The following is a 14,744-nucleotide window of genomic DNA, read 5'->3' as shown; positions in this document are numbered from 1 at the left end:
CACCATCTTACCCAATTATTAAGTTCTTAACAAGTTTTTAAAAATTGGACTCAAGTTCTAAAACCAATCGTGATACAATATTAAAGTACTTAGTCTGCGGGGTTAATTAGACCAGCGGTTGAACGATTGTAAAGCTAATGTAATATTTAAGTAATAGTTTGGTAACAATAGCAAATAAAAACATTCAAATGACTTACTAAACAATAGTGAAACGCCCAGCTAATGCAGAATCATAGCGTTATCATTATACTCAAGGTGAAATATATGTTATAATACTGTAACATTACTGTTAAAAATGTAATAAGGATGAAAACACATGAATAAAACTAAGAATAAAATTGCGAACGCCTTTCTAATCTTACTAGATAGTAAGGGTGACGATCAGATTACTAATAATGAAATCATCGAAAATGCTGGAATTTCAAAGGGAACGTTCTACAACAACTTCGATAGTCAACAAGCGATTGCCCACTTCATTTTTCATGAAATTGACAGTAAAATCATCCATGCCATTATCGAACAACGAACGACCCTGATGGTTTCTAATTCGGCTGACCTCCTATTAAAGTGTGTCGCTGACGCAACCATTCCAGCGATTTATAACCAACGCGAAAAAATTCGAATTCTATATAAGTCCTCAATCAATGGGGAATGGAAACACTACCTAGAAGGAAAGTACTTAAAAACGATCAATCGGTTTACCGAAGTTTTGAATTTGAATCAGCAGTCGCTCCCGCTAATTTTAAAGTTTGGACTGGACATTATCGAATTGTGGATCACGAGCCCACTTCCGACCCCTCCGGAAGAATTCATTGATCAATTTTGCCACCTATTTAAGATCCCGTTAATTAGTATTTTATAACCAAAAATAGCCACCGTAGTTGAACTAATCAACTATGGTGGTTATTTATTTAGCATTATGCCTTATTAACCGGGGTTAAAACACCCTTCTTATTCGCTTTATACGTGACCCCATTAATTACCTGGGTCTGATTTTGCAATAAGTAACCATCAACTCCAGCGTAGTATTGTTTCCCACCAGCCGTAAATAAATAGTTCTTATAGATATTACCATGTTCATCGGCATACCGAATTCGACCGTCTTGATAGAACAGGAACTGGTTCATTGCCAGAATGCCATTGGGATGGAAGTACTGCTCAATCCCATTAACAGTGTAGCCACCGCTAACGGCCTTACCATTGGCATCAAAGAAGTAGTACGAATCCTGCTTGCCAAATGCTAATACATATTGGTACTTAATTAGGTTCCCGTACTTGTCGTAGTAGCGAGTCACCTTATTCTTCGAATTTACCACAAAGGTTCCGTAAACGGCATTCCCCTGCTTACTAAAATTATAGATTACCCGACCGACCTGTTTTACGCCATGGTAGGCTTCGGACTTTCCATTCAGGTAGTAGGTCTTCGGCTGCTTAGTAATGTAATCGTTAAATTGGATCAACTTATTCTTACTAGTAATCTGACCATTCGCTTTAATCGTCAGTGCGTGGCCATTAATTATTCCAGATTTGGTAACTAGGACTCCACTCCGGTTATAGTAACGAAATTTCCCAGCCTTCCCCTTCACAAATTGATTCCGCACTTGAATCCCACTGCTATCAAATAGATATTCCTTATGGTTAATTATCTGCTTACCAGTCAGGGCCTGGCCCTTTTGATTAAAGTAGTAGTAATAATCCGTATTTGGGACGGCCTTAAAGAAGCGGTTTTTCACCATGTTACCATTCTTATCAAAGTAGTAATACTTCCCATCTTGCATGTAGAAAGTATTCCGCATCTCGACTCCAGTAATCGAATCGTAGTAATGGGGGTTCCCCTTTTGATCCGTAACCACCTTGCCGCTGCGCTTAGCTACCGCCGCCACCGATTTAAATGTGCTTGGGGCTACGGCGGTCATTAACTGATTAGCGTTTAATACCGCTTGACTAGCACTCGTAGCATCCGTGGAAGCCTTAGCATACGCTGAACTAGCCAGCGTCAAGTAGACGTTTTCGCGCGCGTCACCAGATAGCGCGACAGCTTGAGAGGCATAGCCACTCGCTAATGAAACTGCTGATTGGGCGGCACTTAATTGCTGCGTTGCCGTTTGGGCAGCGGCACTAGCGGTCGCGTAATCGTCTCCCTTGATGTTCGTCTGGTAATAACGATTTAGGGATTGGGTTAACTGGCGGACCGCCGTTTGACTAGTCTTCATCGCTGTCCCCAATTTAGCAATTACCGTATTAATTGCCGCAGGAGTTAGCCCTGGGTACTTATTATTAAACTGATAATTATCAATCGTGGCACTACTATTCGTCGCCAGTAAGTACGGATCATTTTGATTACTGGTAAAGTTAATCACATTATAAAGCAGGTTTTGTTCCGGCAGGTATAATTCTAATGTCGTATTATCTAGGTACAACGTCATTTTAGTCGTGTTTAAATTCGGTAATTGAATCGTTACCTTTTTAGCCAGCTGTTGATTAATGACATTCTTACGGCTTAGCGTTAACTTACCATTCTTAATCGTAATGGTAACCTTCGATTCACCCCGGGAGAGTTTAATCGAGTGCGTTTGAGCCGGGTGATCAAACGTGAAGTCGAGTTTATTATTCGTTCCAATAATAAATTGGTGTTTTAAATCAGCCTGGGTCGTTTTGATGGTTCCCACAAGTTGATTATTAGGCTCGATTGGTGTCGACCACAGAACCCCATTCAGATTCTGCATTACCCGGGGAAGTAAGAAACTCCCGCTGTGCTTGGAATAGGTATAGGTAAGGGTATTCCCAACCAAAGAATATTGCCAGCTTCCAGACCAATTAATGTTAATTAGGGTATCTGGATCGATATTCACAAAGTTCCCCGCATAGGTATCGCCCTTATAAGCTGAACCATCTAAGTTAGTAATCTGACTACTGGAATTAAGTTTAAAAATCCCTTGACTATCAATTTCCCCACTAATCGCATTGATGCCCTTTTCATTTGCATTATCTCCGGTCGACCAACTATAAAATAAATACGGCTGCCCGCTAATCGTCTTCACAATCGGCGTTTCGACTTCCATTGCTTGGCCCTGGTCTAGATTAATATTATTTGCTGAGTTATAGTGCCAATGAACCCCGTCGGTACTGGTCAAGACATACATCTGTTTCGACCAGCCCCCCGACACGTAGGCAACAAATCCGTTCTGGGTTCGAACCACTGACGGATCTCTAAAGTCCTGGAGGTCAATGCCAAACTGTTGGCGTTTCATCACTGGTTGATCTTGATACGGATGAAATTGCTGATCATTATTACTATAAGCTAGGAAGGTCATTTGATCCCCGTCACTAGTGAAGGAAGTAAAGTAAGCTAGCTTCGCATTAAAATCGATTGGATGATTCCACTGATCGGTCTTTAGGAGCCCGTCATTATAAATGACCGACCCCGTCGCAACGTAGTTCCACGGAATTCCATTCTTATTATTACTAGCAACTTCCAACCCAGTATTGCCATTGGAGTCAACGTAATCTGGATCGGGAATGGCAACGTTATTTAACCCAGTTGGATTGGCACTATCAAATGGCTGGAAGGTTTTAAAATCAGTCGTTGTCGCATGGTACCATTCGTCGGCAAACTGCATTTGACTAGGATAGGCATTATAGAGGTAATAAACATCGTAATAATCAATTTTACCATTGGCATCACTGTGGGGCAGGATCGTCTGCACATCATTGGAATACCCCCGCGGCACATTATAATGGAAGTTTTGGTCTAAAATGGTATTAGTCATTAGGGCTTCGGAGGTACTAGTATCGGATGAAACTGCAGATTCATTTTTTAAGACTGGTCCCTCGGCAGCATTTAACTTAGTCGCATTGTAACTAGCGGTGGAAGCCGCAGAATCAACAATTGATCCCTTAGTTGCACTACTAACTACGGCAGCGCTAACACTACTGGCACTGGTAGCAGAACTAACACTGACACTATCAGCTACAATTGAACTACTACTAGCTGCACTGGTCGCTACCGACTGATTTACATCAGCATGAACAACTGCCTGGTTCGATAAGTCAATTCCCACAAATGCGGCTGCGGTAATCCCAGTCACTAACCATAACTTTCCTGATTTATACATTTTATAACGCACTTGGCGATTATCTTGATTTGCCATTTTATAACTCCCTAAGCTTTCTTTGATCATAATCTTATCCTATTATACCGTTATTTAACACCAATTAAAAATGGATAAAAAAAAGGCCCCGACCGAAGTCGGAACCTTAGAGATATGAAATTAATGATTAAGCATTAATTTACTTGGTATACAACTGAGTAATTAAGAATTACTTAGTGTATGAGTAGTTACCGTTAGTGTAGAAACTAACGTTGTATGGTGCGAATAAATCAGCAGCAACTGATTCAGCAGCAGTAACGTTGCTGAAACCAGTGTTTAAGTTAGCAACAGCTGAAGCGATTGCTGACTTAGCAACTGAATCTGGAGCAGCCCAGTATGAGTTAGCAGCGTCAACCTTAGCGTTTGAAGCTGAAGTCATTGAATTCTTAGCATTTGATGCAGCATTTGAGTATGCAGCAGATGCTGAAGAGTTAGCTGAGTTTTGAGTAGCTAATGAACTGTAGTAGTTGTAGTTATTAGCAGCGGAACTCCATGCACCATCAGCAGTACTAAAGGCAACCTTAGCAGCGTATTGAGCTGAGTTAACTGCTGAAGATAATTGTGGCAAGTAGTTTGCAAGCGCAGCACTTGAACCAGTCAATTGAGCAGCAACTGAACCGAAGTTGTAGTTAGAAGCTTGAGTAGCAGCAGTGTTAGTGCTTGAAGTAACAGTACCGTTAGCATAACTAGTAATAGTAGTAGTAGTTACGTTAACACCATCAGCAGTTACATAGTTAGTACCAACAGTGTTAGGAGCAGTTGGTAGGTAAACAGTGTGGGTAACACCGTCATCAGTAGTAACAGTTTGAATTGCAGTAGCGCCAGTAGTTGGTGCAGTAACAGCAGCAAATACACTAGCAGCTGAAACATATGCTGAGTTAGCACTGTTTTCGGCAACTGAAGCAACACTGTAGTTGTTGTTAGCACTTGCACTAGCTGAATCAGCTAATGAGTTAACTAATGAGTGAGCATATGCTTCACTAGTAGTTCCAACTGGTACAGTAGTAACTACACCGTTAGCAGTTGCGTATAATGGAGTGTTTACGGCAGTAAACATTTCACTGTAAACATCAGCAACGTTGTAAGTCTTACCAAAGGCAGTAAATTGAGTACCTCTGTAGTTGTTAATTGCAGTAGCAAGGGTAGCATAGTTGTTGTTTACGTTAGCAGCAACAACTGATGATAAACCACTAGCAACTAATGACTTTTGAACTGCATCGATTGAGTCATTGTAAGCACCATTTACATTAGCAGCTGATGCTGAAGATGCAACAGATGAAGCTAATGAAGTAGCTGAAGCAGCTAAACTCTTGTAAGCACTGTAAGCACTAGAGCTTGTAACATTTCCAGCCTTAGAAGCAACAGTATTATTAGCATTATTAAGTGATGCAGTTGCAGCAGCGAATGAATTAGATGAACTAAGAGCTGATGCAGATACAAAATTAGATGCATAGCTAAATACATATGCTGATAAAGCATTACTATTTGAAGCTGAAGTATATCCAGAAGCGTTACTAGAAGCTTCATAGATAGCATTAGAAACAGTGCTTAGAGCAGCAGATACAGCTGAAGAAGTAGCATTAGTAACTGTACCAACAGCAGTAGATACAGCAGATAAATATTCAGATGAATTAGTATAAGCTACATTAGACTTGGCGTTAACAGCTGAAGATACAGCAGCATATGCATTAGATACTGCAATACTATCAGTATTTACTTGACCACTAACTTGAGCAAAAGCACTATTGTTAGCTTCCTTAGCAGCAGAAGCTAAAACTGAGTTAGCAACTACGGCACTTGAAACTGCTGAACTATTATTGGCAGTAGTACCAAAAGAAGTGAAGTCAGCTAGAGTACCACTAAATGCTGAATCTAAAACAGCCTTGTTTTGACTGTAGAAACTATAAATGCTAGTTGAAACATTTTCATTAACAGAAGTATTATCACCGTATGAGTTACCACTAAGTGAGTTTACTAAGTTAGCAAAGTTAGATACAACCGCATACTTACTTGCGTAGTATGCTGAGTTAGCATTAACAGATTGAGTGTTACCATATTGAGCAACAGCAGCTGAACTGTAAGCAGTTGAAGCAGCTGAGAATGCCTTCAATGCAACGTACTTGTCGTTTGATAATGGAGCACTTGCAGCAACTGAACTACCGTTTTGGTTCACAAGAACGCCAGCTGAGTTGAAGTGAGCAGTAACCTTGCTACCATTAAGATCAGTGTATTGAACAGTTGCAACATTACTGTTAGCAGTGTCAACGTAAACACCAGTGTTATCAAAGTTAACAAAAGCTGAACCAGCTAATGAAGAAACTAATGAAACAGTGTTTGAGTTAGCAGCACTTGCGTTAGCAATGTAAAGTGAGTCACTAGCTACACCTTGGTATACAGTCCGGTCGTAGCTTAAAGTAGCCCAACGGTTGTTAACGTTTGAAGTTGCTGAGTAAAGAGCAGCAGCACTAGCAGTGTTTGAAACACCGACTGATGAAGCTAAGCTTGAACCAGTAGATGCGAATACACTAGCAACGTCTGAACCTAGGTGGTATACACCATCATCAAAGTTTGCAACGGATGCATTTGAAGTAGTGGTGTTATCGTATGGAGTAGCTGAGAAGTTACCTTGTTGGTAAGCCCAGATTTGGTTAGCGTATGCCCGTGCTGAGCTCCAGTTAGTAGCGCTAACAGCAGCTGATAGGTTAGTAGCAGCAACTGAGTAAAGGCTACCAGCGTTAGTAACTAAGTTAGTAAGGTATTGACCATCGTTACCGGACTTAGCACCAAGGTAAACAACCTTTGATACACCGTCAACAGTAACAGATGCAGATGAACCAGTAGCAGCAGCGTAGTTACTGATTGCGCTAGCAACAGATGACTTAACAGCAACATCTGATGAACTAACAATGGCAGCACTAGCTGAAGCAGCGTAACTCATAGTTTGACTTGCGTATGCTGAAGTTAAAGCAGCATCGTTTGAAGTTGCTGATAAAGCATCAGTGTTAGCTAATTGGTCAAGAAGACGAGCAAACTTAACAGCTGCAGGAGTGTTAATATATGCTGAACTAGTAGTCTTAACGTTGTTAGGATATACGTTACCGTATAAGTTCTTGTCAACTTCTGAAGCTAATGAGTTAGCAGTGTAACGGAAGTTGTAACCACTTTGAGCTAGCTTGTATGCGTTAACAAAAGCATTTGATAATGCTTCAGTATCAGTCAATGAAGCAGCTGATGAAGTAGTTGATGCTGATGAGTTAGCAGAAGCAGCTGATGAAACAGCACTTGATGAGCTGTTAGGAACAACTGGAACGTCAAAAGTAACGTTTAAGTCGTATGAACCAGCCTTGTTAAATGCCTTCCGTAACTTATCAACCTTAGCGTAGTTTTCCTTGAAAGTCTTTAAGTTAGCCTTAGCAGTAGCCAATGCCTTCTTAGCAGACTTCTTAGCAGCAGCAGTCTTAGCCTTTGAAAGCTTAAGATCAGCAGCAGCAACCTTGTAGTTACCAGCAGCTAAGATCCGGTTGTAGTTATAAGTTAAAACATTAGCACCATCGTACTTTTGTGCGTATAGGTACTTAACGTTATCAACGGCAGCACGTGCCTTCAAGTAAGCAGCCTTGTTAGCCTTAGTAGCGCTAGTAGTGTAAACACTCTTAGCTGATGCGTAAGTAGCACGGTATGCGCTTAACTTAGCGTCATCGTAAGCCTTAACTTGTGCTGGGGAGTCAGAAGCTACTGAACTAGTAGCTGATGAACTAGTAGCACTTGAGTCTGAGCTAGCTGATGAACTAGTAGCTGATGAGCTAGTAGCACTTGAGTCTGAGCTAGCTGATGAACTAGTAGCTGATGAACTAGTAGCACTTGAATCTGAACTAGTAGCACTTGAAGTAGCTGAACTAGCAGCTGAAGTAGCTGAGCTAGTAGCACTTGAAGTAGCTGAACTAGTAGCACTTGATGTGCTTGAAACGTTTGCAGAAGTAGTAGTGTCAGCGTTAACTGAAGTTGCTTCTACTGCGGAGAAAGTTAATAAGGAGAACGCAACAGTGGATAATACAACCCATTGTTTGTGTCTCTTATGCATAACCTTTTTATCGTTTGCAACACGATATTGGTTCTTATTGAACTTCATAAAAGATCACCTCATAAATAATTTTTGCAAGGCAGGATGCCTTACTTCTAATATGCTAATACAGGACAAAACAAAATGCCTTTACGGCATTATGTAACCGCCATGCAACAATTACATAACAACTGGTATTATAGCATAAAATATTATGATTTGTACAATATCATACATACTTTAATATAGCTGTAATTTTCGTAACCAGCGTGTAAGAAATAAAATAAAAATAGCGGTTACCGCAATGTTTATCCTTAAACATTGTGATTGTATTATAACACAACCCCCCCTCAATTCAGAAGAAAAAGTTAAAAAAATCACATGTTTTTCAAAATAAAAAGCCAAATTGTCTGCTTCGAACAATTTAGCTTTTTATTAATTTGGGGTTCATTTTTACTTGCGAACACTCTTAAAGGCTAGGACGGCGTTATGGCCACCGAATCCAAGTGAGTTACTTAACGCAAAGTTAACTGGTGAATTTTTGTTTTCATCGGTCACAATGGTTGTCTTCACTTCTGGATCGAGGTCAAACATCCCGACATTGACCGGCATCACATTGCGTTGGAGGGCGCCAATCATGATTACGGCTTCAAGCGAACCAGCTGCCCCAAGGGCGTGACCAGTTTGGCCCTTCGTACTACTTACCTTAAGGTGGTCATTGACTCCGTCAAAGAGCTTGGCGATTCCTTCTGATTCAGCGGAGTCGTTTGCTTGAGTGGCCGTTCCGTGGGCGTTGATGTAATCAACGTCCCCTTCGGTCATGCCACTTTCCTTGATGGCTTCCTTCATCGCTTTGATGGCCCCACTTCCGTCTGGGCGGGGAGCAGTTAGATGGTAGGCATCCCCCGTCGCACCATAACCAGTGATTTCAGCGAGGATGTTAGCCCCCCGTTGCTTAGCATGGTCGTAATCTTCAAGGACCAATGTTCCAGCCCCTTCACCCATTACGAACCCGGAACGGTTCTTATCAAATGGCATTGAAGCACGGAGTGGATCGGTCGAATCTGATAGTGCAGTCAAAGCAGCGAATCCAGAAATGCCCAGTTCGTTAATTGATGCTTCAGATCCACCGGTTATCATATAGGTAGCTTTGCCACTCTTAATTCGTTCGAAGGCGTCACCAATTGCATTGGTTCCAGAAGCACAGGCGGTAACGACCGCTTCATTAATGTTCCGGGTATCCAAATTAATTGAGATGTTCCCAGCCGCCATATTAATAATCGAATTAGGAACGAAAAATGGAGAAACCCGCTTAGGTCCCTTATCGTGCATCTTAATGGCTTGTTCTTGAATCGTCGTTAAGCCCCCGATTCCAGAACCGTAGATTACCCCGATGTCATCAGGGTCGTAGCTCCCCTTTTCAAGGCCGGCCATTTCCATGGCTTCAAAGGCGGAGTAAACAGCGTAACGGGAGAAGTCGTCCATTCGCTTGGAGATCTTCTTTGGAATCCGCTTCAAAGGATCAAAGTCCTTTACTTCAGCAGCGACCGTAATCCCAGTTTCGGTAGCATCAAAATGGGTAATCGGTGCAATTCCGGTCTTATTAGCAAAAATATTATCTAAGAAGGTCTTGGAATCGTTACCTAGTGGGGTAACAGCCCCAATCCCTACGACAGCGACACGATGTTCCATAATGCTCCTCCTTATTCTGCTTCTGGACGTTTCTTGTCCGGTACGATGAATGATAGTTCAGCTTGACAAGCCTTTTTATCACCGACGTAAGCAATACAATCAACGGTTCCCATATTACTGTGTTGCTTCTTCATGGTAATTTCAAATCTGATCACGTCACCAGGGCGGACCATCTTTCTGAACTTCGCATTCTTGATGGAACCCATGTAAGCAGTCTTATCCTTATACTTTTCACTCTTTAAGATTAAGATTGATGCAGCTTGCGCCATTGATTCAATGATCAATACCCCAGGCATTACGGGGTTCCCAGGGAAGTGTCCTTGGAAGTAGTTTTCGTTGATCGTCACGTTCTTAGTAGCCACGATCTTTTCATCAGGTACTAGTTCGTCTACCCGGTCAATGTATAAGATGGGGTAACGATTGGGAATTAAATCCATGATTTCGGTAATGTCTAAAACAGCCATTATAATCCTCCTAATAAACTCTAATTTTCAAATTGAGCGATGGTGCCGACGTAGTCAGTCCCAACGTACAATGGTTCTAAACGAATTGATTGACCATAGCGATTCGCATGGGCAAAGGTGGTTAGGTCAATTTGCATGCTTCTGATGCCCCCCGGAATCCCCATTCCGACTAGCTTTAACACGGCCTCTTTAATTGTCCAGATCTTAAAGGTTGCCCAGATTTGTTGCTCGCCAGTAAGCTGAGCTAGGTAGGCGAGTTCCTCACTGCGAAACGCCCGGTGAATGCGGTGGTAATCGTAGGGCCGTAGCTTTTCTAGGTCCACGCCAACTGGCTGGTCCGAGATGGCTAAGACTACTTTATCATAGGAGTTCGCAATATTATACTCAGACGCCCCACTCTTTAACCGTGGCTTCCCATGCGGTCCGGATTCAAAAAGGCTGCCATCCGCAACCTTAGCGGGGGTTACCCGCAGCCAGTCGGCAAGCATGTACTTGCCAACAATTGATTGGCGCTTATTATACATTTGCCCGACATTGTAACGTTCGAAGGCAGATTGGTAACGGGGATTCTGGATTGAATCAATTATTAACTTAGTCATGATTTAGACGATTAGGTGCACTCCATTATCGACGTAGATGATATCCCCGGTTACCCCAGAGGCTAAATCACTCATCAAGAAAGCAGCAGACTTACCAACGTCCATTGGCGTTACACTCTTTCCGTTAACGGTAAAGCCTTCTGACATCTTAAGGAGGTCCCCATGGTGCTTAATTCCAGTTACGGCAAGCGTCTTAATCGCACCGGCTGAGATAGCATTAACCCGAATATCGCTTTCCTTCCCTAATTCAGCGGCTAGGTAGCGAACTTCGGCTTCAAGAGCAGCCTTAGCCACTCCCATCATATTATAGTTTGGAATTGCGCGAACAGCGCCAATGTAAGTTAAGGTCGTAATGCTCCCACCCCTATTCATAATGGCACTGGCGTAGCGTGAAACGCTGATGAAGGAGTAGGCACTAATATCTTGCGCGAGGTTAAAGCCGTCCTTCTTTACGTTTTTAACGCCACCTTCAAGCGTGTCCTTATCAGCAAATGCAATTGCATGAATCAATCCATCAATGTTTCCAACCGCATTGTGAATTTCATTGAACGTTTTTTCAACATTAGCGTCTTCGGCTACGTCACATTCAAACATCTTAACGTCGACGTCAGCTAACATCTTATCTAATGAACGTTTCATCCGTTCGTTTTGGTAGGTCAAGATGATTTCAGCACCTTGATCCATTAATGCTTGGGCACAACCCCAGGCGATACTCTTTTTATTTGCAACTCCCATGATAACGATTTTTTTACCGTCTAAAATTCCTGCCATGAGTTTATTTCCTCCATTCAATTAGTTAAACTTTCGATAGCGGGCGTGGCGATCAGCAATTAGTTGATCAACCGGTTTCTGTGATAATGCTTTTAGTTTTGTGTCCAGGTCGGCTTTGAATTGAGCTAAATCAGAATCGGTTTTCACCTCTGGAACCACACGGTCAATAATGTGGTTGGCGAGGAGTTCCTCTGGGGTTAAGCCCATCTGTTCAGCCGCTTCCTTAGCTCGGCTTGAATCCTTCCAGAGAATCGTCGCAAAGCCCTCTGGTGATAGTACAGAGTACGCACTATCTTCAAAGGCCCAGACTTCATCCCCGACTGCTAGGGCTAACGCACCCCCACTGCCCCCTTCACCAACGATAACGCTGATGTATGGAACAGTAAGGTTGAGCCCCTGCATAATTGATTGGGCAATCATGTATCCCTGCCCATGGTATTCGGCGTCCATCCCTGGATATGCTCCGGGAGTGTTCACCAGGGTAATAACGGGCCGCTTAAATTTTTCGGCTTGCTTCATTAAGCGCAGCGCCTTGCGGTAACCATCGGGTTCGGCAGAACCAAAGTGGCGCGCAAGGTTTTCTTCATTATTAAGCCCCTTTTGAATCCCGATTATTGTAACTGGCTGACCGTTCAAGGTGCCGATTCCAGCATAGACTGCTGGGTCATCACCGTATGCCCGGTCGCCGTGGAGTTCGACAAAGTCCTCCGTAATCCCAGCAACTAATTTTTGGATGCTAATTTTAGCGCTACTGCGTGCAGCTAGGACCCGGTCGTAAGCCGGTTTATCTGTCATCATCAGTCCTCCTTAATTAGTGCCAAGCTAACAGCTTTGCAAGTAATCCCTTTAAATCTGGTCGCCGGACGATTTGATCCAGGAAGCCATTCTTCAAGAGCGTTTCCGCCCGTTGAAAATCTTTCGGTGGCACCTGTTGAATCGTCTTTTCGATGACCCGCCGACCAGCAAACCCAATTAACGTATGCGGCTCGCTAATCATAATATCGCCTTCCATGGCGAAACTAGCGGTTACTCCCCCAGTTGTGGGGTCGGTGAGGACGCTGATGTATAACAGCCCCTTCTCACCGTGGTCAGCAACGGCTGCAGAAACCTTCGCCATTTGCATCAGCGAATTGATTCCCTCTTGCATCCGAGCTCCTCCAGAAGCCGTGAACATAATCACTGGCAGCCCCGCTTCCGTACACTTTTCAAAGAGGCGGGTAATCTTTTCACCGGTCGCAGTCCCTAGACTCCCCATGATGAAGCGGGAGTCCATGACCCCGATGCCGACTTCGTGACCGTCAATTTTCCCAATTCCAGTCATGACACTTTCGTCCATTTGGGTGACCTGTCGTGACTTCGCAAGCTTCCCCATGTACTTAGTATCATCTTTAAACCGGTCTGGCGCCTTCACGTGTGCGTCAATTTCGGTAAAGCTATCTGGATCACAAATCATTGCAATCCGTTTTTGCGCTCCAATCCGAAAACCGTAGTGGCAGTTCGGACATTCATTAAAGGGACCCAGCTTTTTGGAGTAAAAATTAGCGCCACAGACGGGACACTTCACAAAGAGGTGGTCTGGAATCCGATCCATTAATTCCTGGTAATGATTGGTGGATTCGTTATTTGGCTGTGTCATTTTTCTTCAACCACGCTTTCAAGAATGAATTCTCAATGTACATATTATTAAAGTCACTGGCTTTAAAGTGCTCATCATCAAGGAGGTCGTAGAGGAAGGCCTGGTTCGTCTGCACGCCCTCAATCTTAAATTCCTTGATGACCCGGCGCATCTTATTGACCGCCTGAGCCTTGGTTGGCATGTGCACAATGATTTTAGCAATCATTGAATCGTAGAATGGCGAAATCGTGTCGCCCGCTTCCACGCCGGCATCGATGCGAACGCCCTTGGTCCCGAATGGGAAGCGGAGCGCCTTAATCTTACCTGGCGAAGGGGTAAACCCAGTTGCTGGGTTTTCGGCATTGATTCGACATTCGATTGCAAAGCCCTTTGGTGCACAGTCAGCCTGGGTGTATGGCAGGGCTTCGCCTTCTGCCACCTGTACTTGGGACTTGATAAGTTCCACGCCAGCGACTTCTTCGGTGACGGTATGTTCGACTTGTAGCCGGGTATTCATTTCCATGAAGTAGAACTGCATGTTCTTTTCATCCAGTAGAAATTCAATCGTCCCGGTGTTCTCATAGCCGATTTCCTTCATTGCGGTAACCACTAGTGAACCGAGGTAGTCCCGTTGGTCTTGGTTGACCAGCATACATGGACTCTCTTCGATAATTTTTTGGTGACCGCGTTGAAGCGAACAGTCCCGTTCGGGGAAGTAAACGACGTGCCCCTGTTGATCTGCAATTGCTTGCATTTCAATGTGCTTGGCGTCGCTTAAATCCTTTTCTAAGTATAGCGTATCATCGTCAAACGATAATTTAATTTCGCGCTGGGTCGTGGGGTAGATTTCGCGCATTGCATTGTCATCGACGATCTTGCGAATTCCCTTACCACCCCCACCAGCAGCAGCTTTTAGCATTACCGGATACCCAATTTGATTGGCAGCGGTAATTGCTTGTTCAACGGTCTTGACGGCACCATCACTCCCGGGAATGGTCGGCACGCCAGCTTTTTTCATGGTGGCCTTAGCGTGGGCCTTATTCCCCATTAGGTCAATCACACTCGCGCTGGGGCCGATGAACTTAATGTGGCATTGTTCACAGAGCTCTGCAAACTCAGCGTTTTCAGATAGAAAGCCGTAGCCGGGGTGAATCGCGTCACTGCCGGTCAGCACTGCAGTGTCAATAATTGCTTCCATATTCAGGTATGATTCCCCCGGCTGGGGGCCCCCAATACAGATTGCTTCATCGGCCAGTTTGGTAAAGAGGCTCTCCTTATCAGCAGTGGAGTACACCGCTACCGATTGAATCCCCATTTCCCGCAGGGCGCGGATGATTTGAACCGCAATTTCGCCCCGGTTGGCAATCAATACTTTCTTAAACATCAAACCAT

Annotated in this window: 10 protein-coding genes; 1 reads left to right on the top strand and 9 read right to left on the bottom strand. The window is 43.6% G+C overall.

The genetic code is table 11. The annotated features are described in order from the left end of the window. Positions 1 to 316 precede the first annotated feature (316 nt). Complete coding sequence (locus HZL42_RS02125) at positions 317 to 862, top strand: TetR/AcrR family transcriptional regulator (protein ID WP_219054064.1); 546 nt, start codon at positions 317 to 319, stop codon at positions 860 to 862. 55 nt (positions 863 to 917) lie between these two features. Here the strand turns inward: HZL42_RS02125 and HZL42_RS02120 are convergent, their stop codons facing one another. The 9 genes from HZL42_RS02120 to HZL42_RS02080 all read right to left on the bottom strand — a co-directional run bounded on the left by HZL42_RS02120 (position 918) and on the right by HZL42_RS02080 (position 14,736). Further along, positions 918 to 4,151, bottom strand: coding sequence for a KxYKxGKxW signal peptide domain-containing protein (locus HZL42_RS02120; protein WP_219054063.1), 3,234 nt, complete (start codon positions 4,149 to 4,151; stop codon positions 918 to 920). A 169-nt stretch (positions 4,152 to 4,320) separates the two neighbouring features. After that, positions 4,321 to 8,280, bottom strand: a complete 3,960-nt coding sequence (locus HZL42_RS02115; RefSeq protein ID WP_219054062.1) for a hypothetical protein — start codon at positions 8,278 to 8,280, stop codon at positions 4,321 to 4,323. Positions 8,281 to 8,664: 384 nt separating this feature from the next. Continuing rightward, positions 8,665 to 9,903, bottom strand: coding sequence for a beta-ketoacyl-ACP synthase II (gene fabF / locus HZL42_RS02110; RefSeq protein ID WP_219054061.1), 1,239 nt, complete (start codon positions 9,901 to 9,903; stop codon positions 8,665 to 8,667). Between the two features lie 11 nt (positions 9,904 to 9,914). Further along, a complete protein-coding gene (gene fabZ, locus HZL42_RS02105; protein WP_219054060.1) occupies positions 9,915 to 10,367 on the bottom strand; it encodes a 3-hydroxyacyl-ACP dehydratase FabZ in 453 nt (150 codons plus the stop codon). Positions 10,368 to 10,387: 20 nt separating this feature from the next. Further along, positions 10,388 to 10,966, bottom strand: coding sequence for a 4'-phosphopantetheinyl transferase superfamily protein (locus tag HZL42_RS02100; protein WP_219054059.1), 579 nt, complete (start codon positions 10,964 to 10,966; stop codon positions 10,388 to 10,390). A 3-nt stretch (positions 10,967 to 10,969) separates the two neighbouring features. Then, positions 10,970 to 11,737: an enoyl-ACP reductase FabI gene (gene fabI, locus HZL42_RS02095; protein ID WP_219054058.1), complete on the bottom strand. Its 768-nt coding sequence runs from the start codon at positions 11,735 to 11,737 to the stop codon at positions 10,970 to 10,972. 21 nt (positions 11,738 to 11,758) lie between these two features. After that, complete coding sequence (gene accA / locus HZL42_RS02090; RefSeq protein WP_219054057.1) at positions 11,759 to 12,532, bottom strand: carboxyltransferase subunit alpha; 774 nt, start codon at positions 12,530 to 12,532, stop codon at positions 11,759 to 11,761. A 16-nt stretch (positions 12,533 to 12,548) separates the two neighbouring features. Next, complete coding sequence (gene accD, locus HZL42_RS02085) at positions 12,549 to 13,373, bottom strand: acetyl-CoA carboxylase, carboxyltransferase subunit beta (RefSeq protein WP_219054056.1); 825 nt, start codon at positions 13,371 to 13,373, stop codon at positions 12,549 to 12,551. Continuing rightward, positions 13,357 to 14,736, bottom strand: coding sequence for an acetyl/propionyl/methylcrotonyl-CoA carboxylase subunit alpha (locus HZL42_RS02080; RefSeq protein ID WP_219054055.1), 1,380 nt, complete (start codon positions 14,734 to 14,736; stop codon positions 13,357 to 13,359). Before HZL42_RS02080 ends, accD begins: the two co-directional genes overlap by 17 nt. Positions 14,737 to 14,744 lie beyond the last annotated feature (8 nt).

Origin of the sequence: Lactobacillus sp. Sy-1 (genome assembly GCF_019303535.1) — a bacterium.
Classification (GTDB): Bacteria; Bacillota; Bacilli; order Lactobacillales; family Lactobacillaceae; genus Nicoliella.
The sequence above is the reverse complement of the archived record's forward strand: the minus strand, read 5'-3'. Positions and strand labels throughout refer to the sequence as shown.

Coding starts and splice junctions, on each gene's coding strand:
- HZL42_RS02125 (WP_219054064.1), top strand. CDS start 317: ATGAATAAAACTAAGAATAAAATTGCGAACGCCTTTCTAATCTTACTA.
- HZL42_RS02120 (WP_219054063.1), bottom strand. CDS start 4,151: ATGGCAAATCAAGATAATCGCCAAGTGCGTTATAAAATGTATAAATCA.
- HZL42_RS02115 (WP_219054062.1), bottom strand. CDS start 8,280: ATGAAGTTCAATAAGAACCAATATCGTGTTGCAAACGATAAAAAGGTT.
- fabF (WP_219054061.1), bottom strand. CDS start 9,903: ATGGAACATCGTGTCGCTGTCGTAGGGATTGGGGCTGTTACCCCACTA.
- fabZ (WP_219054060.1), bottom strand. CDS start 10,367: ATGGCTGTTTTAGACATTACCGAAATCATGGATTTAATTCCCAATCGT.
- HZL42_RS02100 (WP_219054059.1), bottom strand. CDS start 10,966: ATGACTAAGTTAATAATTGATTCAATCCAGAATCCCCGTTACCAATCT.
- fabI (WP_219054058.1), bottom strand. CDS start 11,737: ATGGCAGGAATTTTAGACGGTAAAAAAATCGTTATCATGGGAGTTGCA.
- accA (WP_219054057.1), bottom strand. CDS start 12,532: ATGACAGATAAACCGGCTTACGACCGGGTCCTAGCTGCACGCAGTAGC.
- accD (WP_219054056.1), bottom strand. CDS start 13,373: ATGACACAGCCAAATAACGAATCCACCAATCATTACCAGGAATTAATG.
- HZL42_RS02080 (WP_219054055.1), bottom strand. CDS start 14,736: ATGTTTAAGAAAGTATTGATTGCCAACCGGGGCGAAATTGCGGTTCAA.